Raw genomic sequence first — 21,175 nt, 5'->3', positions numbered from 1 at the left:
CCGGCGCGCCCGCGCCGACCGGGCGCGCCGGACCGCCCCAAGGCGCCCACCGGGCTCCGCGGTGTGCTCACGGAGCCGAACGGTGCACCCCCGGCCGGTACTTGGGGATGCGCACCGTCACCTTCATGCCCGCTCCCACACCCGTCTCGATGACGAGCCCGTACTCCGGCCCGTACACCTGGCGCAGCCGCTCGTCCACGTTGGAGAGGCCGATGCCGGAGTCCACCGGATGCTCTCCGCGCAGGACGGCGCGCAGCAGCTCCGGGTCCATGCCGATGCCGTCGTCCTCGACGGTCACCACGGCCTCGGCGCCCGCGTCCCGGGCGGCGATGGTGACCCGGCAGCCCTTCTCCCGGTCCTGGAGGCCGTGCTTGACCGCGTTCTCCACCAGCGGCTGGAGGCAGAGGAACGGCAGGGTCACCGGCAGGACCTCGGGGGCGATCTGGAGGGTCACCTCCAGCCGGTCCCCGAAGCGCGCCCCGGCGAGCGCCAGGTACTGCTCGATGGAACGCAGTTCGTCGGCGAGCTGGGCGAACTCGCCGTGCCTGCGGAAGGAGTAGCGGGTGAAGTCGGCGAACTCCAGCAGGAGTTCCCTGGCCCGCTCGGGGTCGGTGCGGACGAACGAGGCGATGGCGGCGAGGGAGTTGAAGATGAAGTGCGGGGAGATCTGGGCGCGCAGGGCCTTGATCTCGGCCTCCACCATCCGGGTGCGGGACCGGTCGAGTTCGGCCAGCTCCAGCTGGACGGAGACCCAGCGGGCGACCTCGGTGGCGGCCCGCACCAGGACGGCCGACTCCCGCGAACCATAGGCGACGAGCGCGCCGAGGACCCCGTCCTCGCCGGTGAGCGGGGCGATCACCGCCCAGCGCAGCGGGCACGCGGGGTCGGCGCATCCGGAGTCGGCGGAGCGGCTGCGGCCGGTCTCCAGGGTCTCGGCGGCCTGTGCCGGGACGTGCGCGCGGTGGTGCTCCTCGCCCGGTCCGTCCCAGGCGAGGACCGTGCCCCGGTCGGTGAGGCAGAGCGCTTCGGTGCCCAGCAGGGAGCGGAGGGTGCGGGCGGCCTTGCGGGCCGTCTCCCCGGTGAGTCCGGCGCGCAGCGGCGGGGCGGCGAGCGAGGCGGTGTGCAGGGTGTGGAAGGTGGCCCGCTCGACGGGGGTGCCGAGGTCGGGGTCGGTGGCGCGGTCCCCGCGCCGGGCGGCGAACCGGCCCAGGACGAAGCCCGCGGCGAGCAGGACGGCTCCGGCGGCGGCCGCCGCGGCGAGGGCGAGTCCGCTCACCGGTGGGCTCCCGGCCGGCTTCCGGGACGGGCTTCCGGACGGTCCTCCCGGGTGGGGGCGGCCCCGGTGATCTCCTCCGGGAGGTGGAGCCGGGCGAGGAGCGCCGGGGTGCCGGGCGGGACCCGGCGGGGAGTGGCGAGGGAGACGAGGACCATGGTGAGGAAGCCGAGCGGGACCGACCAGACCGCGGGCCAGGCCATCAGGGTGTGCGGCCAGCCCCCGGGGGCGAGCCCGGCCCTGGTGGCCATGACGGCCGCGAGGGCGGAACCGCCGCCGAGCAGGAGCCCGGCCGTCGCGCCGGGCGGGGTGAGCCTCCGCCACCAGATGCCGAGGACGAGCAGCGGGCAGAAGGAGGAGGCGGAGACCGCGAAGGCGAGCCCGACGGCGTCCGCGACCGGCACCTTGGAGGCGACCACTCCGGCGCCGAGCGGGACGGCGGTGGCGAGCAGGGTCGCCAGGCGGAAGTGCCGGACGCCCCGGGAGGGCAGCACGTCCTGGGTGAGGACCCCGGCGACGGACATGGTGAGCCCGGAGGCGGTGGAGAGGAAGGCGGCGAAGGCCCCGCCCGCGAGGAGCGCGCCGAGCAGGTCGCCGGGGAGCCCGCCGAGGATCCGGTCGGGCAGGACGAGGACGGCCGCGTCGGCGGAGCCGGTGAGGGCGAGTTCGGGGGCGTAGATCCGGCCGAGGGCGCCGTAGAGCGGCGGCAGCAGGTAGAAGGCGCCGACGAGACCGAGGACGACGAGGGTGGTGCGGCGGGCGGCGCGGCCGTGCGGGCTGGTGTAGAAGCGGACGGCCACGTGCGGCAGGCCCATGGTGCCGAGGAAGGTGGCCAGGATCAGGCCGTACGTGGCGTACAGCTGGTGTCCGTCGCGGCCGCCGGCCAGCGGCTGGGACCAGCCGAGGGGGTCCGCTCCCCCGGCCGCCCTGCCGGGCAGCGGCGTGTCCGGCGCGAAGGCCAGCGTGGTGCCGCCGAGGACGTGGTGGGTGCCGGGAGCGAGGGTGACGGGCCGTCCGGTGTACGGGACGGAGTCGACGGTGCCGGTGACGGTGACGGTCAGCGGGGCGTCGATCCCGATCCGCACCGTGTCGGCGACCCGGACGGCGGTGTGGCCGCGCAGCACGGCGGGGGCGTCGAAGCGGGCGCGGGGCGCCCCGTCCCCGTACCAGGCGGCGAGCAGGAAGAGCGCGGGGACGAGCAGGGCGGTGAGCTTCAGCCAGTACTGGAACGCCTGGACGAAGGTGATGCTGCGCATGCCGCCCGCCGCGACGGTGCCGGTGACGACGACGGCGACGAGCAGGCCGCCGACCCAGCCGGGGGCGCCGGTGAGGATCTCCAGGGTGAGCCCGGCGCCCTGGAGCTGCGGCAGCAGGTACAGCCAGCCGATGCCGACGACGAGGAGGCTGGCGAGCCGCCGGACCCGCCGGGACTCGAGGCGGGCCTCGGCGAAGTCGGAGAGGGTGTACGCGCCGGAGCGGCGCAGCGGGGCGGCGACGAGGACCAGCAGGACGAGGTGTCCGGCGGTGTAGCCGACCGGGTACCAGAGCATGGCGGGGCCCTGGACCAGGACGAGTCCGGCGATGCCGAGGAAGGAGGCGGCGGAGAGGTACTCGCCGCTGATGGCGGCGGCGTTGAGGCCCGGCCGGACGGTTCGCGAGGCGACGTAGAAGTCGGAGGTGGTGCGGGAGATCCGCAGGCCCAGGGCGCCGATGAGGACGGTGGCGAGGACGACGGCGGTGACGGCGACGACCGCGTGGGTCCGGTTCATGCGGGGCGGCCCATCGTTCTCAGCGTTCGACGAGGCCGGTGAAGTCGCGCTCGTTGCGCTCGGCGCGGCGGACGTACCAGAGGGCGATGCCCCAGACGACGGGGTAGACGCCGACGCCGAGGGCGAGCCAGACCAGGGCCTCGGGGGCGGGCAGCGCGAGGACGAGCGGGAGGGTGCCGACGAGCAGGGCGAGCGCGCCGAGGGCGGTGAGGGCGGCGCGGAGCTGACTGCGCATCAGGGAGCGGACGTAGGTGTGCCCGAGGGTGGTCTGCTCGTCGATCTCGGAGCGGGCCGGGGGGTGGGCGGGGCGCCGTCCGGCGGGGGCCGGGACTCCCGCGGCACCGTGGGCGGAGGCGTAGGTGACGGTCTCGCGCCGGGGTCCGCGCGGCGGGTGGTGCTCGGACATCGGCGTCCGCTCCGGCATCTCTCGGCTTCGGGTGGTGCGGGCGGTGCGGCCCGGGACGCGTGGAGTCTACGCAGCGGGGTCGCGGGGCGGTAGGCGTACGGGGTCAGCCGCCGGCCCGGCGCATCAGGAGGTCCCGCAGCTGGCGGGCGTGCCGGCGGCTGACGGCGAGGTCGGTCTCGCCGACGCGCACCGAGGTGGCGCCGCCGTCGAGCCGGAGTTCGTCGATCCGGGCGAGGGCCACGAGGTGGCTGCGGTGGATGCGGACGAAGCCCCGGTCCGCCCAGCGTTCCTCGAGGGTGGAGAGGGGGATGCGGACGAGGTGGCTGCCCCGGTCGGTGTGGAGGCGGGCGTAGTCGCCGTGGGCCTCGACGTAGGCGATGTCGTCGACGGGGACGAAGCGGGTGACGCCGCCGAGTTCGACGGGGATCTGCTCGGGGGCCGCCGGGGCGGGTGCGGCGGTGGTGGTGTGGACCAGCTCGTGGACGCGGCGGACGGCTTCGGCGAGGCGTTCGCGGCGCACCGGCTTGAGGACGTAGTCGACGGCCTTCAGGTCGAACGCCTGGAGGGCGAAGCCCTCGTGGGCGGTGACGAAGACGACGAGCGGGGGGCGGGCGAACCCGGCGAGCAGCCGGGCCACGTCGAGTCCGGTGAGGCCGGGCATGTGGATGTCGAGGAAGACGACGTCGACGGCGTCCTCGCCGTCGGGCCCCGCCTCCAGGGCGCGGCCGATCCTGCGCAGCGCCGCCGTCGCGTCACCGGCGCCCTCGGCGGTGCGGACGCGCGGGTCGGCGCGCAGCAGGTAGAGCAGTTCCCCGAGGGCGGGTTCCTCGTCGTCCACGGCCAGTACGCGCAGCATGCGGCGGAGTCTAGAACGTGTCGCGGAAGGCTCCGGCGGTCGGGAACCGTGCGGCGGAGGGCTGCGGCGGGCCGGGAGCCGCGTGCCGAAGGGGCTCCGGCGGGCCGTCACCCCCCGGGGGTGCCGCCCTCCCCCGGGTCGAGGAGGGCGAGTTCGGCGGTGAGGGCGGCGGCGAGGACGTCGGGGTCGGGGACGGCCTCGCCGTCGGCGACGAGGCCGATGTGGACCTGCCCGCCGTACGGGCACATGGCGACGGCGAGGGACTGGCCCCGGGCCAGCGGGGCCATGGGGAAGAGCGCGCGCAGCGGGGCGCCGCCGAGGGAGAGCGCGGAGCGGGGCAGGGGCACCTGGGTGACCAGGAGGTCGAAGAGGAGGCGGGCCGCGCCGGAGGCGAGGGGGGCGCCGAAGCGGTGGGCGAGCGGGGGGAGCCGGTCGGCGAGGAGGGCGACGGCTCCGGCGCCCCGGGAGGGGCCCGCCGCCTTGTTGCGTTCCATGGCGCGCCGGACGGCGGCGAGCCGGGCGGCCGGGTCGGGTTCGGTGACGGGCAGGTCGAGGAGGTAGCCGGAGAGGCTGTTGCCCGGGCCGGACGGGACACCGGGGCGGCGGCGGGAGACGGGGACGAGGGCCCGGGGGTCGGCCCCGGGCAGCGGCAGGCCGCGCTCCTCGAACCAGCGGCGCAGGGCCCCGGCGACGACGGCGAGGAGGACGTCGTTCGCGGTGCCGCCGGTGGTGCGGCGGACCCGGTGGACGCGGTCCAGGGACAGGGTCGCGGTCGCGATCCGGCGGGTCCCGCTGGGGTGGGCGGCGAGGGCGGCGGTGGGGCGCCCGTCGAGGCGGCTGGCGCGGACGACGGAGGCACCGACCCCGACGGCCCGGCCGAGGTCGCCGAGGCGGTCCCGGGCGATGCCGAGGAGGTGGCCGGGGCCGGGGAGCCAGGAGCGCGGGGGTACGGGCCGGGGGTGGCGCGCGGGGTGCGGGGAGGCGGCGATCCCGTCGAGGACGCCGGCGCCGATGGCGACGGCCCGCATGCCGTCGGCGAGGGCGTGGTGGAGCTTGACCAGGACGGCGAAGGAGCCGTCGGGCGCCCCGCGGAGCAGGTACATCTCCCAGGGCGGCAGCCCCCGTTCGACGGGGCGTTCCATGAGTTCGGCGGCGAGCCGGTTGGCCTCGGCGGGGAAGTCGGCGCCGGGGAGGGCGACCTCGCGGACGTGGCGGCGCACGTCGAAGTCCGGGTCGGGGCTCCAGGCCGCGCCGCCGACGGGGAGCAGGACGTCGCGGACGCGCATCCGGAGCCGGGGGACGGCGGCGGCGCGGCGGGCGAGCAGCCCCAGGACGTCGGCCGGTCCGTCGCCGGGGGCGGCGGGTGCGGGGCCGAAGTGGGCGAGGGCGCCGAGGTGCAGGGGGTGGGCGGCGGATTCCAGGTGCCAGAAGGCCAGGTCCAGCGGGGCCAGTAGCTCGGTGGTCACGGGTCGGGTGTCCTCACGTCCTGCGTGCGCGGAGGGGCGGGAGATCGCAGTCAACCGCTACCGTCGGTCACGGTCAAGCATGGTCGGTCGACGCTGCGTGAGCGGTCTCAGCGCTCCGCGCCGGTGCTCCCGGCGCCGGGGTCCTCCACGACGAATTCGCACCACACGCACTTGCCGCCGCCCCGCGGTTCCACGCCCCACGCGTCGGAGAGCTGGTCGACCAGGAGCAGTCCCCGCCCGGACACGCCCGCCTCGCCGGCGTCGCGCCGCCGGGGCAGGGCGCTGGACCGGTCCTCGACCTCCACCCGCAGCCGCCGTACGGGCCCGGGGAGGACCCGCAGGGTCACGATCGTCCCTCCGTCGGTGTGCATGAGCGCGTTGGTCATCAGCTCGTCGGCGGCCAGCTCGATCTCGTCCGCGCGCTCCCCCGCCCCCCAGGCCCGGACGGCGGCCCTGATCATGTGCCGGGCCGAGCTGAGCGCCTCCGGATCGCTCTGGGCCACGTGCTGCTGGAACCGTCCGGCGCCGGGGGCCTGCGTGGCGTGCCGGCGCAGCAGCAGGATCGCGACGTCGTCCTCGCCGCCGCGTTCCGCGACCACGTCGCACAGGTGGTCGGCCAGTTCCTGGAGGTCGGCGGGGCCGCGCCGGACGAGGGAGGAGAGCCACTGGAGGCCCTCGTCGAGGTCGGCGCCCGGTTTCTCCACGAGTCCGTCGGTGTAGAGCATCAGGGTCTGTCCGGGGTCCAGTTCCAGGGCGGTCACCGGGTAGTCGAGGCGGCCGAACTCGGCCGAGAGCCCGAGTGGCAGTCCGCCCTCCACCGGCAGCCTGCGGCACCTGCCGTCGGCCTCCCTGAGCAGGGGATCGACATGGCCGGCGCGGACGAGCTGGACGACGCCGGTGCCGAGGTCGACCTCCGCGTACGTGCAGGTGGCGAAGCGTTCGGTGTCGAGTTCGTGCAGGAAGACGGAGGCCCGCGCCATCACCGTGGCCGGGGGGTGGCCCTCGGCGGCGTAGGCGCGCAGCACGATCCGCAGCTGGCCCATGACGGCCGCCGCGTGGGTGTCGTGGCCCTGGACGTCGCCGATGACGGCGCCGACCCGCCCGCCGGGCAGCGCGATGACGTCGTACCAGTCGCCGCCGATGTCCCGGCCGAGCCGGGCGGAGCGGTAGCGGACGGCCGTCCGGGCGCCGGGCACCTCGGGGATCCGGCGCGGCAGCATGGCCTGCTGGAGCCCTTCGGCGAGGTCGTGCTCCTGTTCGTACAGCATGGCCCGCTGGAGGCTCTGGGCGATGCCGCTGCCGAGGGCGACGAGCAGGGTCCGTTCGTCCTCGCTGAAACCGGCCCTGTCGCTGTAGAGGAGTCCGAGCGCGCCGATCGGCCGGGCCTGGGCGATGAGCGGCAGGTAGGCGGCGGCGGTGATGCCGAGTCCGCTGATGTGCGGCCAGAGCACCGGGAAGGACGCGGAGAAGTCGCGGGCCGAGTCGATGAACCGGGGGCGCAGGGTGCGGATCACCTCGCTCATCGGGTACGGCTCGTCCACCCGGGTGAAGCGGGTGCCCGGCACGAAGGCCCCTTCGGGGCCCTCGGCGACCAGGTGGATGCGGCCCGCCTCCAGGAGGCCCATGACGAGACTGGCCGCGCCGAAGTGTTCGAGGGCCTGGGAGTCGTTGAGGAGGTCGATGACGTCCTGCACGGTCCGGGCGTGGGCGAGGGCGGCGGTGGTGCCCTCCACGACGTCGGCCCGTTTGCGGCGTCCCTCGTCCAGGCCGAGCCGGGCGGCGGGTTCGGTGAGTTCGTGGGTGGCGTCGCGCAGGACGCCGATGATGCGCACGGGGCGGCCGGCGTCGTCGCGCAGGACGATCCCCTGGGTGTGGGTCCACTGGTGGCCGCCGTCGCGGCGGCGGATGCGGAAGTACGCGCCGTACTGGTCGCTGCCGTCCTTGAGCGCCTGCGTCACCAGGGCGTCGAGACGGGCGCCCTCGTCCGGCAGGACCCGCGGGGCCAGGGACTCGGGGCGCCCGTCGTACTCCTCGCGGTCCATGTCGAAGACGGCGAGGGCCGCGTCGTCCATGACCATCGTCCCGGCGGCCAGGTCCCAGTCGAAGCCGCCCATCCGGAAGGCGGAGCCGTACGCGGAGAGGATCGCGGCCCCTTCCGGCGGGCGGTGGCCGGGGCCTCCCGCCGTCCGGCCCCGGTCGTCCGCGCTCATGGGGCCACGCCGGGCGCGGTCCCGTTCGTACGCACCATGGAGATCCGCTTCATCCCTCGAAGGTCTCGGGCTGGTCCGGCACCGGTCCGGGCGGGAGGACCTCCCCGGGCGGCAGCTCTCCGTCCGGCGGGGCGGAGGGGTCGGCGAACGGGTCGGGGAAGGGCTCGGCGGGGGGTTCGGGGTACGCGTCCGGGTCGGGGGCCGGAGAGGCGTCCCCGGGCACGGACGGGTCGGGGTCCGGGGCGGACTCCGTCGGGGTGCCGGGGTCCGACGGGTCCGGGGGCGTGGGGGCGGAGTCCGGCGGGGTGCGGCCGGGGGCGCTGGGGTCGGGGGTGGCCGGTCCGGTCCGGACGCACGTGTCCGGGTCGCAGGCCGGTTCCACGTCGGGCCTGCGGTCCTCCGCGCCGTCGCTGCCCGTCCGCCGTTCGATCCAGGTGCGGTCGGTGGCGTTCACGATGACCAGGCCGGGGACGGGGGCGGGGGCCGGACGGACGGTGATCACGCGGTCGGGGTCGAAGCCGTCCCAGGGGTCGCCCCGGTGGACGCCGCCCCTGTCCGCGGCCGGGGTGCCGAGCGGGTTGCCGCAGGCGCAGCGGACGCGCGGGGCGCCGTACCGGTCGACGAGGACCGCCGTACCGCTCTGCAGGACCGACTGGAAGGCGTGGGCCCGGCCGTCGCGGTAGCCGTGGCCGGTGACGCGGACGTCCTCGCGCAGGGCGACGGGGGTCAGGCCGCGCAGCCAGTCGGCGACACCGGCCCCGGGGACGCCGACGGCCCCGGCGAACGCCTTCGTCTTCTTCCCGTCCCCGGCGAGGAGGGCGATCTGCCGTTCGACGTCGCAGCTCCCGATCGCGCGGGTGCCGCCGTAGAGGCCGGGGGTGGAGCCGGTGACCTCGCGGGTCCCTCCGGTGCCGCCCGCGTCCCGGTCCCCGGCGGGGGCCGACGGCCGGACGGTGTTCCGGACGGTGGAGGCGGTGAAGGGGTCGGGCCCCGGGGTGGCGGACGCCTGGAGCAGGACGTCCTGGGCGGGGGCCGCGGCGGCCCGTGCCGCTCCCCCGGCGCCGGTCTCCCCGGAGGAGCAGCCGGTGAGCAGCAGGGCCGAGGCGAGTGCCGCGGCGGCGAGGCGGGCCCCCTCGCGGGGAGCGGTGACGGTTCGCCGCGTCCGGCGGAGGGGTGGAGGCACCTGGATTCTCCCGACGTTCTCTCCTGCGGGCCCGGGGCCCGGTTCCGGCCAGTTCTTCATGTCTGTCGTACGGTGCGGGCGCCCGCAAGCGGAGGAGGGCCGACCGGGGCATTCGCCGGGCACCGGCACTTGAACACGTTCAGGGGAAGTCCTCCGCTCATCCTGTGGCTTGAACACGTTCAAGCAGAGCGCGGGGTCCGTGCCGCCGGGTCCCGTGGAGAGCGACCGCGACGGCCGGCGCGGTCCGGGCGGCCCCGGCGGTCCCGGGCCCTCCCGGTCCGGACGGCCGCGGCCCGCGCCCCGGTGACGCCCGGTGGCGCCCCGGATTTCGCCGTCCGCGCCCCGGAGGCCCGGTGACGGCGGCACACTGACGGCACCGGTTCGGCCCGCCCGTCCCCGCACCCGTCCCCCTCGTCCCCTTCGCCCCCGCCCCCGCCCCCGCGTCCCCCTCGCGAACGGAGTCCCCGGCATGACCCGCCTCCTGAAGGACCTCTCCCGGCCCGCCCGCCCGGACCTCACCTACCGCGAGACCGGCGCCACCCGCACCCCGGAGGCCCTTCCCGACGCCTACCACCACCTGCGGTGCAGCACGGTCGTCGGCCACGGCCGGGCCGCCTTCGAGACGGCGGGCGCCGCCGTCACCACCTGGCGGGCGCACCGCCGCTCCGGCGCGGTCGTCGTCGCGGACGCCGACCGCGCGGAGCCCGGCGTCCGCGTGGAGGTCTCGCTGGGCGTCGGCCCCCTCCGGATCAGCGCCCCCTGCTCGGTGGTCTGGACGGCGTACGAGGAGAACCGCACCGGGTTCGCCTACGGCACCCTCACCGGGCACCCCGAACGCGGTGAGGAGTCCTTCGTCGTGGAGCTCGAACCCGACGGCACCGTCCGGTTCACCGTCACCGCCTTCAGCCGCCCCGCCGTCTGGTACACCCGGCTCGCCGGCCCCCTGGTCCCCCCGCTCCAGCGCGCGTACGCCCGCCGCCTCGGCCGGACCCTCCGGCGGCTCGTCAGGACCTGACCCCTGGCCGATACTGGGGACGGTGGAATGGTTCACGGCACCCGATCTCTGGCCGGCCCGGATCGCCTTCCAGCGTGGTCTGGCCGCCCTGTACTGCGTGGCGTTCCTGTCGGCCGCCCTCCAGTTCCGGGCGCTGATCGGGGAGCACGGCCTGCTCCCGGTGCCGGAGTACCTGCGCCGGACCCGGCCGCGCGACACCCCCTCCCTCTTCCGCCTGCGCTACTCCGACCGCCTGTTCGCCGCCGTCTCCCGGACCGGGGCCGCGCTGGCCCTGGCGGTGACGGCGGGCGCGGCGGACGCCGTGCCGCTGCCGGTCTCGATGCTCCTGTGGCTGGTGCTGTGGGCGCTGTACCTGTCGATCGTGAACGTCGGCCAGACCTGGTACGCCTTCGGCTGGGAGTCGCTGCTCCTGGAGGCCGGGTTCCTGGCCGTCTTCCTCGGCAACGACGACACCGGCCCGCCCGTCCTGGTGCTGTTCCTGCTGCGCTGGCTGCTCTTCCGGGTCGAGTTCGGCGCCGGGCTCATCAAGATCCGCGGCGACCGCTGCTGGCGGGACCTGACCTGCCTCTGCCACCACCACGAGACCCAGCCGATGCCCGGCCCGCTGAGCTGGTTCTTCCACCACCTCCCCCGGCCGCTGCACAAGGCGGAGGCGGCCGCCAACCACGTCGTCCAGCTCGTCGTGCCGTTCTTCCTCTTCGCCCCGCAACCGGTCGCCACGGTCGCGGCCGGGCTGATGGTGGTGACCCAGCTGTGGCTGGTCCTCTCGGGGAACTTCGCCTGGCTGAACTGGCTCACCGTCGTGCTCGCCCTCTCCGCCGTGGACGCCTCCCCCCTCACCGGCGACCACCCGCGGCCCGACCCGCCGCTCTGGTACGTGGTCCTGGTCGTCGCGGTGACCGCCCTCGTCCTGGTCCGCAGCCACCGCCCGGTGCGCAACCTGCTCTCCCGGAACCAGGCGATGAACCGCTCCTACGACCCGTTCCACCTGGTCAACAGCTACGGCGCGTTCGGTACGGTCGGGCGGGTCCGGGACGAGATCGTGATCGAGGGCACCGACGACCCCGCGCCGCACCCGGACAGCGTCTGGCGGGAGTACGGCTTCAAGGGCAAGCCGGGCGATCCGCGCCGGCTGCCGCGCCAGTTCGCCCCGTACCACCTGCGGCTCGACTGGCTGATGTGGTTCGCGGCGCTCTCCCCGGGGTACGCGCGCGCGTGGTTCGGCCCCTTCGTGGAGCGGCTGCTCGACGGCGACCGGGACACCCTGCGGCTGCTCGCCCACAATCCGTTCCCGGACGCGCCGCCGGTCCACGTGCGGGCCCGGCTGTACCGGTACCGCTACACGACCTGGGGGGAGCTGCGCGCCACCGGGTCCTGGTGGCACCGGACGCTCCTGCGGGAGTACCTGCCGCCGACCCGGCTGCGAAGACCGGCGGCGTCCTGAGGCCCTGCGGCCCGCCGGAGGCCCCGGCCCCGCGCCGGGCACGCCGGTGCCCCCGGCCGGGGGTCCGGCCGGGGGCACCGGGAGGCGCGTCGGGTCGCCGGCTCAGTCGATGCCGGGCAGGATGTGGGGCTCCGCGAGGTCTTCCTCGTAGCCCGCGAGCCGGATCGGGGCCGAGCGGGCCCAGACCTCCAGGCTCCCCAGCTCGCCCTTCCGGCGCGGCCGGTCGGTGGGTTCGGTCGGTCGCGGTTCCTGCTTGGTCAGTTCGGGTGTCACCGCGCACTCCTTCGTGTCGCGTACCTGTGAGGACAAGTGCCGTGCGGTCGCGGTGGCGCCGTTCGTCGGGCGGGTCCGCGGCCTTGGTGGCAGGCCGGTCCCGGGAAGGCCGTGAGGAAGGTGTGTCTCCTCGGTGGCCGACCGTGAACATCAGAGTAACCAAATGAGCGCGCACGCGCTCTGCCGGGCTCACCTGTGTGACGCGATCGGGTGAAGCACGCCGGAAGGGCGCCCCACCCGACCGGTGGGGCGCCCTTGACGGAAAGGGGGGTACGGGTTACCAGTTGGCCGGGGCGTAGTCCTTGAGGAACACCCCGTACAGGTCCTCGCCCGCCTCGCCGCGCACGACCGGGTCATAGACCCGGGCCGCGCCGTCGACCAGGTCGAGGGGGGCGTGGAAACCGGCCTCGGCCAGGCGCAGCTTGTCGAAGTGCGGACGCTCGTCGGTGATCCAGCCGGTGTCGACCGAGGTCATGAGGATGCCGTCGGTCTCGAACATCTCCTGGCCGCTGGTCCGCGTCACCATGTTCATCGCGGCCTTCGCCGCGTTGGTGTTCGGGTGTCCGGCGCCCTTGTAGCCGCGGCTGAAGACGCCCTCCATGGCGGAGACGTTCACGACGTAGGCGCGTCCGCTGGACGCCTTGCGCGCGGCCTCGGCCATCACCGGGCGCAGCTTGCTGATCAGGATGAACGGCGCCGTGTAGTTGCACAGCTGCGTCTCCAGCAGCTCCACCGGGGAGATCTGCTCGATGCTCTGCACCCACGTGTTGCTCTCGACGACGTCCGGCAGGAGGCCGCCCGCGTCGATGGCGGTGCCGTCGAGGTGCCGGGCGATGCTGGCGTTGCCCGCGACCAGGGCCAGGTCCGCGACCTTCTGCGCCTCCAGGCCGCTCGTGCCGGCGGGCAGCGCGGCGAGGCCGTCCACCGCGCCCGAGTTGAAGGCGCCGATGACGTGGTGGGCGGGGAGTTCACCGGCGGGCAGCGGCGCGCTCTCGCCCTCGACCAGGGCGGCGTACGCGGAGGGGAGGCGGCGCACGGTCTGCGTCGCGTTGTTGATGAGGATGTCCAGCGGCCCGGCCTCGGCCGTCCGGTCGGCGAGGGACACGACCTGGGCCGGGTCCCGCAGGTCGATGCCGACGACCTCCAGGCGGTGCATCCAGTCCGCGGAGTCCTCCATCGCCTTGAAGCGGCGGATGGCGTCCTTGGGGAAGCGGGTGGTGACGGTGGTGTGGGCGCCGTCGCGCAGCAGCCGCAGCGCGATGTACATGCCGATCTTGGCCCGGCCGCCGGTGAGCAGCGCGCGCTTGCCGGTGAGGTCGGCGCGGGCGTCCCGCTTGGCCCGGTTCTCGGCGGCGCACTTCTGGCAGAGCTGGTGGTAGAAGTAGTCGACCTCGACGAACCGCGTCTTGCAGACGTAGCAGGAGCGGGGGCGCTGGAGTATCCCCGCGATCCTGCCCTCCTCGGTGGCGGGCGTGGGCAGGAGGCCCTCGGTCTCGTCGTCGATGCGCTGGGCCGAGCCGGTGGCCGTGGCCTCGGTGACCGCCCTGTCGTTGGCGGTCTTGGCGGCCCGGCGCTCCTGGCGGCGGCGCTGCTTCACCGTCCGGTAGATCCCGGCGGTGGCCCGGCGGACGAGGATCGCGTCCGGGTGGTCGACCTCCAGCTTGTCGAGTTCTTCGAGGACGCCGAGGCAGACGGCCAGGCGCTCGGGGTCGATGCCCGGCCCGTAGTCCTGGGTTTCTTCGGTCACCGTCATGGCCTTCGGGTTCCTCGTTCGCTCGTACGTCGCCGCTGGCGGGCTTCGGAAAGGGCAACTTTACGGAGCGGGGGGCCGCCCCTCCAAACCCGTGCGGGGAGCGTGGTCGAAGACACAGTCCCCGCAGAGCCCGCCGCCGGGGCAGCGGTAGTGGAGACAGCAACTGGCGCGGCGCAGCCGGGGGCCCCGGACCGTGCCGGCGAGGTCGGGGTGGTCCAGGAGCCCGGCGACCAGGGCGGCGGCCCGGTCGGCGGCGTCCGGCCGGTCGTGGGCGCGGGCCCAGCGGGTCAGCTCGCGCAGGGCTCCGGCGAGGGCGGAGCCGGCGTTGCCCCAGAGGAGCCGGGGCGATATCCGGCCGTCGCGGCGCAGGGCCGCGTGGAGCGGGACGAGGTGGGCCTCCTGCACGGCCGCGCGGAGGTCGGCCACGGTGGCCGGACGGGTCGCGGAACCGGCCCACCACAGGTCGTCGGGCGAGGTCAGCGCGCCGTCCCAGGACAGGGCCGCGGGGTCGAGGTCCGGGAAACGGCCGTAGAGGGCGGCGGGGCCGAGGGCGGTGGACCAGAGGCGGGCGGCGAGCCCCAGGTGGGCGACGGAGGCGCCGACGCGCCGTTCGGGAGCGCCGAGCCGGGCGGCGACCCGGTCCACGCGCGCCGCGAGGGGGCCGTCCTCCCCCGCGTACAGCCGGGCGAGCGGGCGGTGCGCCCCGCCGCCCTCCGGCGGTGCGGTCCGCAGGACGAAGAACCCGCCCACCGACCCGCTTTCTACGAGATCCATCCGGCCCCCCACGGTCCTGTCGTGCCCTCCTCCGCCCCGGGGCCCCGACCCCGCCCGGAACGGGCCCGGAACCGGGCCGGCGCCCACGGTAGCGCCCCGGACGGACGCGCCGGGGTCCCCTCCGCATCGTCCCCGGCCCGGACGGGCGGGCTTCCCGGCGGCGCCCGGGCCGGGCGGTCGTGGCGGGGCGCCCGTGAGGGGGCCACGAAGGGACCCGTGCGAGGGCCCGTGAGGGGGCCCGGTACGACGCGTGGCGGGCCGGTCGGAGGGATGGTGGAAGACATGAGTCCCCTCGCCCTGTCCGTGGTCCTGGCCCTGGCCTCCGCGGTCGCCTACGCGGCCGCGGCGGTCGTGCAGGAGCGGGTCGCGGCCTGCGCGGTCCCGCCGCCGCGCCGCCCGGCCTGGTGGGGTTCCGTCCTGCTCAACGGCCTCGGGGCGGCCCTGCACGTCGCCGCCCTCGCGTACGGGCCGCTCAGTCTGGTCCAGCCGCTGGGCGCCCTCACGATCGTGTGCGCGCTGCCCATGGCGGCCCTCTTCGCCGGCCGCCGGGCCGGCCGCCGGGCCTGGCGGGGTGCCCTCACGACCACGGCGGGCCTCGCCGGTCTGCTGAGCCTCACGACCGGCGCCGGGGCGCGGTCCCCCGGGGACGGGCAGCGGTGGCTGCTCACGGGGGCCGCCCTCGGCGCGGTGGGCGTCCTCCTCGCGGTCGCGCGCCCGACGGGACGGCCGGTGCCGCGCGGCGTCGCCCTGGCCGCGGCGGCGGGCGTCTCCTTCGGCGCGGCGTCGGTCCTCACCAAGACGGTGGCCGGGGCGTGGACGCCGCGGGCGCCGTTCGCCGAATGGACGTCGCTGCTCGCGCTCTCGGCGTTCGCCGTGGGCGGGCTGCTGCTCTCCCAGGCGTCGTACCGGGGCGCGGGCCTCGCCGCCCCGCTCGCCACGCTCACGGTGGTCGATCCGGTGGTCGCCGCGGCGGCGGGCGTGGCCCTGTTCGGCGAGGGCTTCCGCCACGGTACGGCGGGCGCCTCGGGCGCGCTGGTCTGCGGCGCGATCACCGCGTACGGGCTCGTCCTGCTCACCCTCGACCGCGCGGCGCCCGCCCCGGGGGCGGAACCGGGGCGGGCGCCGGCGGCGGGGACGGCCGCCGGGGCCGGGGACGGACCCGACGGCCGGGCCGGGGCCGGCGGGGACGGACCCGGCGGCGGGGTCAGAGGGAGACGCCGCGCGCCCTGAGGTAGGCCAGGGGGTCGATGTCGGAGCCGTACCCCGGGCCCGTCCGGATCTCGAAGTGCAGATGCGGTCCCGAACTGTTGCCGGTCGATCCCGAGCGGGCGATGCGCTGGCCGGCGCGCACCCGCTGGCCCTCGCGGACGGAGAGGGCGGAGAGGTGCGCGTACTGGCTGTACCGGCCGTCGTCGTGACGGAGGACGACCTGGTAGCCGTACGCTCCGCCCCATCCGGCGGAGACGACCCGGCCGCTGGCCACCGCCCTGACCGAGGTGCCGGTGGGGACGGGGAAGTCGACGCCGGTGTGGTAGCCGCTGGACCAGGAGGAGCCGGGCTTGCCGTAGCGGGTGCCGGTGCCGGCCGAGACGGGGGCCGAGTAGGCGGCCTCCGGTGCGGCGGCGGGGCGCGGCTTGGCGGCGGGCCGGGGGGCCGGTGCGGCGGCCGACGGGGAAGCGGGCTTGGCGGCGGGCCGGACGGGGGGCCGCGCGGTCGGTCCGGCGACCGGTTTCGCGGCCGGTCTGGTCACGGGGTGCGCGGGGGCGGGCCGGGGGGCGGGGGCCCTGGGGGGTGTCGCCCGGGGCGGGGCCGTCTTCGCGGACGGCGCGGCCCCGGGGGCCCTCGCCGGGGCCCCGGCCTTCCCGGCCTGCCCGGTCCCCCCGGCCTTTCCGGCCTCCTCGGTCTTCCTCGGCGCGGTGATGCGCAGGGTGAGGCGCTGGCCGGGGTGGATGAGGTCGGGGTCGTCGCCGACGACGGAGCGGTTCGTCTCGTACAGGCTCTTCCAGCCGCCCCGGACGTGCTCCTCGCCGGCGATCTTCGACAGGGAGTCGCCGGGCGTCACCGTGTACATCTCGCGCACGGCGGGGACGGCGGTGGGGCCGGTGTTGCGCGCCGGCCGCTCCGGCAGGGCGCGCTGCCCCGGCAGGGAGGCCGTGCTCATCCGGTTCCCGCCGGACGGCTTCCCGGCCGTGGTGGACCGGGGGGAGACGTCGGGCGACGCGCCGCCCCGGGCGAGACCCGCGCGGGAGCCGCAGGACGGCCACGCGCCGGGACCCTGCTTCTTCAGGACGCGCTCGGCGATCACGATCTGCTGGTCCCTGGAGGCGAGGTCGGCACGCGGCGCGTAGTGCGTGCCGCCGTACTCCTCCCAGGTGGACTGGCTGAACTGGAGGCCGCCGAAGTAGCCGTTCCCGGTGTTGACGTGCCAGCTGGAGGAGGACTCGCAGGACGCGACCTTCTCCCAGACGTCGAGCGAGGCCGCCTGCACCGTGCCCGCGCCGATCAGCGGCAGCGCCACGCCGGCGCCTCCCGCCGTGACGGTGAGCGAGGCGCGGTTGATGCGGCTCGGCTGGTGGCGGCGGTGACGTCCGCGTACGGCCATGGGCCCCCCTTGAACACAGCAACGGCCATTCAAGTTAGGGGCGGCGCACGCTCCGTGACAAGGGTTTCACGCAACCCGGAACTTCTTCCGTCAGGTCCGCGTTGACATCCGGCCCCCGCGGGCCGGTCCCGGCTGGGGCTGGGGCTCCGGTTCGGGCACGGGGCCGCCGGGCTGCGGGACGGGGGCGGGAGAGGGCTCCGGCGGGACCGGGACCGGGCTGGGGTCCGGCGGGGGCACGGGGTTCGGTACGGGGGGCGGGATGGGCGACGGGGGCACGGGGTCGGGATACGGCTGGGTCATCACGGGCCTCTCGCTCGTCGGGTTCGTCGCCCTTCCAGGGTGACGCGACGGGGCCTCCGGCGCCTGTCGGAACGGGCCCCGGGGCCGGCTTCCGGACCGGTGGCGAACCGGCCGGGCGCGGCCCCGCCGCCCGCCCGTGATCAGCGCGCTGGGGCGGGCGGCGGGGCCGGACTCCCCGCGGGGACGCCGCCCTCGCCCCCCCCCAGAAGCCCGTTCGCCCGGTCGCCACGGATCCGCGACCCGGCTGCCGTGCGGCTCTCCCCCGGGCGGTCCCGTACGGGCGGGCCCCCGCGGGTCAGCTCCGGGCGGGCACGGCGTGCGGGGGACGGACCGCGCCGCCGCCGGGGACGGGCGCGGACGCGTCGGACCCCAACTCCACGATGCGGTTCCCGGCGTCGACGTGCACGACGCGCGGCACGAACGTCCGCGCCTCCGCGTCCTCGACCTGCGCGTAGCTGATGAGGATCACGAGGTCGCCGGGGTGCACGAGGTGCGCGGCGGCGCCGTTGATGCCGATGACGCCCGAGCCGCGCTCGCCCTCGATGACGTAGGTCTCCAGACGGGCGCCGTTGTCGATGTCGACGATGTGCACCAGCTCCCCGGGGAGCAGGTCGGCGGCCTCCATCAGGTCCGCGTCGACGGTGACCGACCCGACGTAGTGCAGGTCCGCCTGGGTGACGGTGGCGCGGTGGATCTTGGACTTGAATATCGTTCGTATCATCGAGGTACTCCTGGAACTAGGCTCCCTGCCTGCGTTTTTGCAGGTCAAGGGCGGTTTCCCTACCTTACAACGAGTCGCACGTCCAGTCAGCTTTCACCAGGTTCTTGAGGACTGATGCTGACCAATTGCCGACTTTCCTGACACACCGTCAGGCAGGCTTGAGGGGCCCAGCCGGCTCACCCACTCCCCCACCACGACGACGACGCCAGCCTACGCAACGACCGTCCGCGGCCGTCCGGGAGCACCCTCACCGCGAGCGGATGCCCGGAGGTGGGCGGCCGCCGGTACGGGTCGACACTTGCAGCCGGACCGACCCGCCGGGCTGCGGCACTGCTCCGACACGCTTGGCTGCGCCGCTCGCGACGAGCAACGGCACCCTCTTGGCGGGCGCGGCGACACAGCCGCAAAAACCCGGTCAGCCAAACCGGGGATTCTCGCGACCACTGATGCTGTCCGCGCGACAGCGCCTGGCGGTGCCATTCAGCGGACACACACATTCCTGCCAGACTGGTGAGGGCCGCGTGACGGGGAGGGTTCGCCGGCGCCGGTGAGGCCGGTGATGGCGTCGCGGATGAGAGGGCGGTTCCAGGCCGACGCGGCCGGGCTCCACAACCACGGGTGCGGACGCCCCGGCGAGGCCGCAACCGCTGGGGTACGGCAGGTGCCCTCTCCGGGCTGACGACCCGGAGGCGGAAGACGCACACCCTGGAGGGCATGAACCCACCCCACCACGCTCCGACCCGCCCGGCCGAGCCGCTCGCCCGGCGTCTGCACTGGCCGATGGTCGTCGGCCTCGCCCTCTTCGCACTGATCCGGCCCGTCTTCTCCATCGCCGGATGGAGCGAGGCGCTGGGCAAGCCGGCGACCCCGCTGATCCTCACCGCTGTGATCTCGGTGGTGTGGATCGCGGTCGCCGGATTCAGCCGGGTCCGTGAGCCGCTGCTGCAGTCGGTGGCGGCGGGGATCTGCTACGCGGTCGCGTCGACCGTCCTGGCGGCGGTCCTGTCCCCCATGCTGGAGGGCGAGTTGCAGGGACCGATCACCCATCCGATCGCCCTGGTCATGGTCTGCCTGACGAACGCGGTCTGGGGCGGTCTGTGCGGCGTCTGCGCCACGGGCGTGCAGCGGTGGCGCGGTGCCCGTACCTGACCGGCGCGGTGGCGCGGCGCCGCGTGGCCCCGTCACGGACGATGCCCCGGACGCCCGCACGCGACCCCGAGGAGCCCCCGCTTACGCTGGGCACATGCCATCGTGGATGCCCCAGGGTCGTGCCACCGACGCCGCCGTCGCCGGTGCTGTCGCCGCGGTGGTGGCCGTCGGCAGCGTGCGCTCGTTGCTCCCGCGGGACCGGACGGAGTCCTGGGGAGCCACCGCCGCGTGCTGGGCGCTGATCGGCGTGGCCTGCGGGGCCCTGTACTTCTGGCGGCGGTGGCCGGTGCCGGTCGCCGCGGTCTGCATCGCGGCCACCGGCGCGTACTACCTCGTCAGCCGCTACGACGGCCCGCTGATGATCGCCCCGATCGTCGCACTGTACGGGGTCGCCGTCGCGGGCCGGCTCCACGCGGCCACGGCCCTCGCCGCGCTGGTCGTGATCGGTGTCGGGGCGGGCACCGTGGCGGGCAACGAGCAGATCAACGGCGTCGCGATCTTCATGCTCACCGGCTGGCTCGTCGGCATGGTCGCCCTCGGCGCCATGCAGCACGGCCGTCGCGCGTACGCCGAGGAGGAGGCACGGCTGCGCGCGACCGAGGAGCGGCTGCGGATCGCCCGCGAAGTGCATGACGTCGTCGGCCACAACATCTCGATGATCAACGTGCAGGCGGGCGCCGCCCTGCACCGGCTGAAGAAGACGGCGCCGCCGGACGACCTCGCCGTGACGGCGCTGGAGGAGATCAAGGCGGGCAGCAAGGAGACGCTGCGCGAACTGCGCGCCACTCTCGGCACGCTGCGCCATGTGGACGAGACGTCACCGCCCGCCCCGCCGCCGGGAGTCGACCGCCTCGGCGACCTCACTGACGCCGCCCGGCGCGCCGGTCTCCACGTCCGCCTCACCACGCGCGGCACGCCACGGCCGCTGCACGCCGAGACGGACCTGGCCGCGTACCGCATCGTGCAGGAGTCGCTCACCAACATCACCCGGCACGCCCGGGGCGCCCACGAGGTGGAAGTGCGACTCGCCTACGGGCAACGTGAGCTGACGCTCTCGGTGACCGACGACGGCCGCGGTGGCGCAGGCGGCTCGGCCGAGGGCGCCGGCAGCGGGCTCAGTGGACTGTACGAGCGGACCCGGCTGCTGGGCGGCCGGTTCACCGCGGGCGGGCGCGCGGAGCGCGGTTTCACCGTCGAGGCCGTGCTGCCGTACGAGCACCGGGGGAGCAGGTAGCGTGGGCGGGATGATCAGAGTCCTGCTGGCGGACGACCAGCGCCTGGTACGAGCCGGATTCCGCTCGATGCTGGAGGACGAGCCCGACATCGAGGTCGTCGGCGAGGCGGGCGACGGCGACGCGGCCGTGGCGGGCTGCCGCGCCCTGCGTCCCGACGTGGTGCTGATGGACATCCGCATGCCGGAGACCGACGGTCTCGACGCGGCCCGGCAGATCGCCGCCGACGCACGCCTGGCGGACGTGAAGGTGGTCATCCTGACCACCTTCGACCTCGACGACCACGTGTACGGGGCGCTGCGCGCCGGCGCCACCGGCTTCCTGGTGAAGGACACCGAGCCCGAGGAGCTCATCCACGCCGTACGCGTGGCCGCCCGTGGCGACGCGCTGATCAGCCCGTCGGTCACCCGTCGGCTCATCGCGGAGTTCGCGGGCCGGATCCGGGCGCCGCAGCCCTCGCCGCGACTCAACGCGCTGACCGGGCGCGAGCGGGAAGTGATGGAGCTGGTCGCGGGCGGCCTGTCGAACGACGAGATCGCCCGGCGCCTCGTGCTCAGCCCCGCGACGGCGAAGACCCATGTCAGCCGGATCATGACGAAGCTCGACGTACGCGATCGCAGCCAACTGGTGGTGCTCGCCTATGAGTCGGGCATGGTCAGGCCGGGCTGGCTGATGCCCTAGGCGGCAGGTACCGGCGACTGCCGGGGTACGCGCCGTCCTCCGGCCGCACCTGACGGGGTAGGCCGGGT

18 protein-coding genes are annotated in these 21,175 nt (G+C 75.6%); 6 read left to right on the top strand and 12 right to left on the bottom strand.

Translation table 11 applies throughout. The features are described 5' to 3' along the window. Positions 1-67: 67 nt before the first annotated feature. From ACZ6AQ_RS26945 to ACZ6AQ_RS26915, 7 genes are all read right to left on the bottom strand, one after another. A complete protein-coding gene (locus ACZ6AQ_RS26945; RefSeq protein ID WP_468763146.1) occupies positions 68-1,276 on the bottom strand; it encodes a histidine kinase in 1,209 nt (402 codons plus the stop codon). Next, complete coding sequence (locus ACZ6AQ_RS26940; protein ID WP_468763144.1) at positions 1,273-3,042, bottom strand: sodium/solute symporter; 1,770 nt, start codon at positions 3,040-3,042, stop codon at positions 1,273-1,275. The genes ACZ6AQ_RS26945 and ACZ6AQ_RS26940 overlap by 4 nt, the downstream gene beginning before the upstream one ends. A 19-nt stretch (positions 3,043-3,061) precedes the next feature. Next, positions 3,062-3,448 carry a hypothetical protein gene (locus tag ACZ6AQ_RS26935; protein WP_468763142.1) on the bottom strand — a complete coding sequence of 129 codons (387 nt, stop codon included), beginning with the start codon at positions 3,446-3,448 and terminating at the stop codon, positions 3,062-3,064. Positions 3,449-3,551: 103 nt separating this feature from the next. Beyond that, positions 3,552-4,304 carry a LytR/AlgR family response regulator transcription factor gene (locus ACZ6AQ_RS26930; protein ID WP_468763140.1) on the bottom strand — a complete coding sequence of 251 codons (753 nt, stop codon included), beginning with the start codon at positions 4,302-4,304 and terminating at the stop codon, positions 3,552-3,554. A gap of 107 nt (positions 4,305-4,411) precedes the next feature. After that, positions 4,412-5,770 carry a wax ester/triacylglycerol synthase family O-acyltransferase gene (locus tag ACZ6AQ_RS26925; RefSeq protein WP_468763138.1) on the bottom strand — a complete coding sequence of 453 codons (1,359 nt, stop codon included), beginning with the start codon at positions 5,768-5,770 and terminating at the stop codon, positions 4,412-4,414. Between the two features lie 107 nt (positions 5,771-5,877). Continuing rightward, a complete protein-coding gene (locus ACZ6AQ_RS26920) occupies positions 5,878-7,884 on the bottom strand; it encodes a SpoIIE family protein phosphatase (protein ID WP_468763243.1) in 2,007 nt (668 codons plus the stop codon). A gap of 145 nt (positions 7,885-8,029) precedes the next feature. Next, a complete protein-coding gene (locus tag ACZ6AQ_RS26915) occupies positions 8,030-9,163 on the bottom strand; it encodes a DUF6777 domain-containing protein (RefSeq protein ID WP_468763136.1) in 1,134 nt (377 codons plus the stop codon). A 469-nt stretch (positions 9,164-9,632) separates the two neighbouring features. Between ACZ6AQ_RS26915 and ACZ6AQ_RS26910 the strand changes: the two genes are divergently transcribed. After that, a complete protein-coding gene (locus tag ACZ6AQ_RS26910) occupies positions 9,633-10,178 on the top strand; it encodes a DUF1990 family protein (protein ID WP_468763134.1) in 546 nt (181 codons plus the stop codon). Positions 10,179-10,200: 22 nt separating this feature from the next. Further along, positions 10,201-11,622: a lipase maturation factor family protein gene (locus ACZ6AQ_RS26905; protein WP_468763132.1), complete on the top strand. Its 1,422-nt coding sequence runs from the start codon at positions 10,201-10,203 to the stop codon at positions 11,620-11,622. 102 nt (positions 11,623-11,724) lie between these two features. On the opposite strand, the gene ACZ6AQ_RS26900 is transcribed toward ACZ6AQ_RS26905, so the two are convergent. From ACZ6AQ_RS26900 to ACZ6AQ_RS26890, 3 genes are all read right to left on the bottom strand, one after another. Next, positions 11,725-11,895 carry a hypothetical protein gene (locus ACZ6AQ_RS26900; protein ID WP_388695760.1) on the bottom strand — a complete coding sequence of 57 codons (171 nt, stop codon included), beginning with the start codon at positions 11,893-11,895 and terminating at the stop codon, positions 11,725-11,727. Between the two features lie 277 nt (positions 11,896-12,172). Next, positions 12,173-13,648: an SDR family NAD(P)-dependent oxidoreductase gene (locus tag ACZ6AQ_RS26895; RefSeq protein WP_388695757.1), complete on the bottom strand. Its 1,476-nt coding sequence runs from the start codon at positions 13,646-13,648 to the stop codon at positions 12,173-12,175. Between the two features lie 60 nt (positions 13,649-13,708). Further along, positions 13,709-14,422 carry a (2Fe-2S)-binding protein gene (locus ACZ6AQ_RS26890; RefSeq protein WP_468763130.1) on the bottom strand — a complete coding sequence of 238 codons (714 nt, stop codon included), beginning with the start codon at positions 14,420-14,422 and terminating at the stop codon, positions 13,709-13,711. A 282-nt stretch (positions 14,423-14,704) separates the two neighbouring features. Here ACZ6AQ_RS26890 and ACZ6AQ_RS26885 point away from each other — a divergent pair, with 282 nt between their 5' ends. Beyond that, complete coding sequence (locus ACZ6AQ_RS26885; protein ID WP_468763128.1) at positions 14,705-15,652, top strand: DMT family transporter; 948 nt, start codon at positions 14,705-14,707, stop codon at positions 15,650-15,652. On the opposite strand, the gene ACZ6AQ_RS26880 is transcribed toward ACZ6AQ_RS26885, so the two are convergent. Together ACZ6AQ_RS26880 and panD are read right to left on the bottom strand one after the other, a co-directional pair. Continuing rightward, positions 15,627-17,024 (bottom strand): peptidoglycan DD-metalloendopeptidase family protein, encoded by a 1,398-nt coding sequence (locus tag ACZ6AQ_RS26880; RefSeq protein WP_468763126.1) that lies wholly within the window; start codon positions 17,022-17,024, stop codon positions 15,627-15,629. The two genes, ACZ6AQ_RS26885 and ACZ6AQ_RS26880, sit on opposite strands and share 26 nt — an antisense overlap. Before the next feature lie 595 nt (positions 17,025-17,619). After that, positions 17,620-18,045 carry an aspartate 1-decarboxylase gene (gene panD, locus ACZ6AQ_RS26875; RefSeq protein ID WP_468763124.1) on the bottom strand — a complete coding sequence of 142 codons (426 nt, stop codon included), beginning with the start codon at positions 18,043-18,045 and terminating at the stop codon, positions 17,620-17,622. Between the two features lie 714 nt (positions 18,046-18,759). Between panD and ACZ6AQ_RS26870 the strand changes: the two genes are divergently transcribed. The 3 genes from ACZ6AQ_RS26870 to ACZ6AQ_RS26860 all read left to right on the top strand — a co-directional run bounded on the left by ACZ6AQ_RS26870 (position 18,760) and on the right by ACZ6AQ_RS26860 (position 21,107). Next, positions 18,760-19,194 carry a hypothetical protein gene (locus ACZ6AQ_RS26870; protein WP_468763122.1) on the top strand — a complete coding sequence of 145 codons (435 nt, stop codon included), beginning with the start codon at positions 18,760-18,762 and terminating at the stop codon, positions 19,192-19,194. A 94-nt stretch (positions 19,195-19,288) separates the two neighbouring features. Then, positions 19,289-20,428: a sensor histidine kinase gene (locus tag ACZ6AQ_RS26865; RefSeq protein WP_468763120.1), complete on the top strand. Its 1,140-nt coding sequence runs from the start codon at positions 19,289-19,291 to the stop codon at positions 20,426-20,428. A gap of 10 nt (positions 20,429-20,438) precedes the next feature. After that, the gene (locus ACZ6AQ_RS26860) at positions 20,439-21,107 is read left to right on the top strand and encodes a response regulator (RefSeq protein WP_468763118.1); all 669 of its coding nucleotides are present in this window, start codon (positions 20,439-20,441) and stop codon (positions 21,105-21,107) included. Positions 21,108-21,175: the final 68 nt, after the last annotated feature.

The sequence above is a fragment of the Streptomyces sp. NPDC041191 genome, from assembly GCF_055591945.1.
Note: the sequence above shows the minus strand (reverse complement) of the source record. Positions and strands in the feature narration are given on the sequence as shown.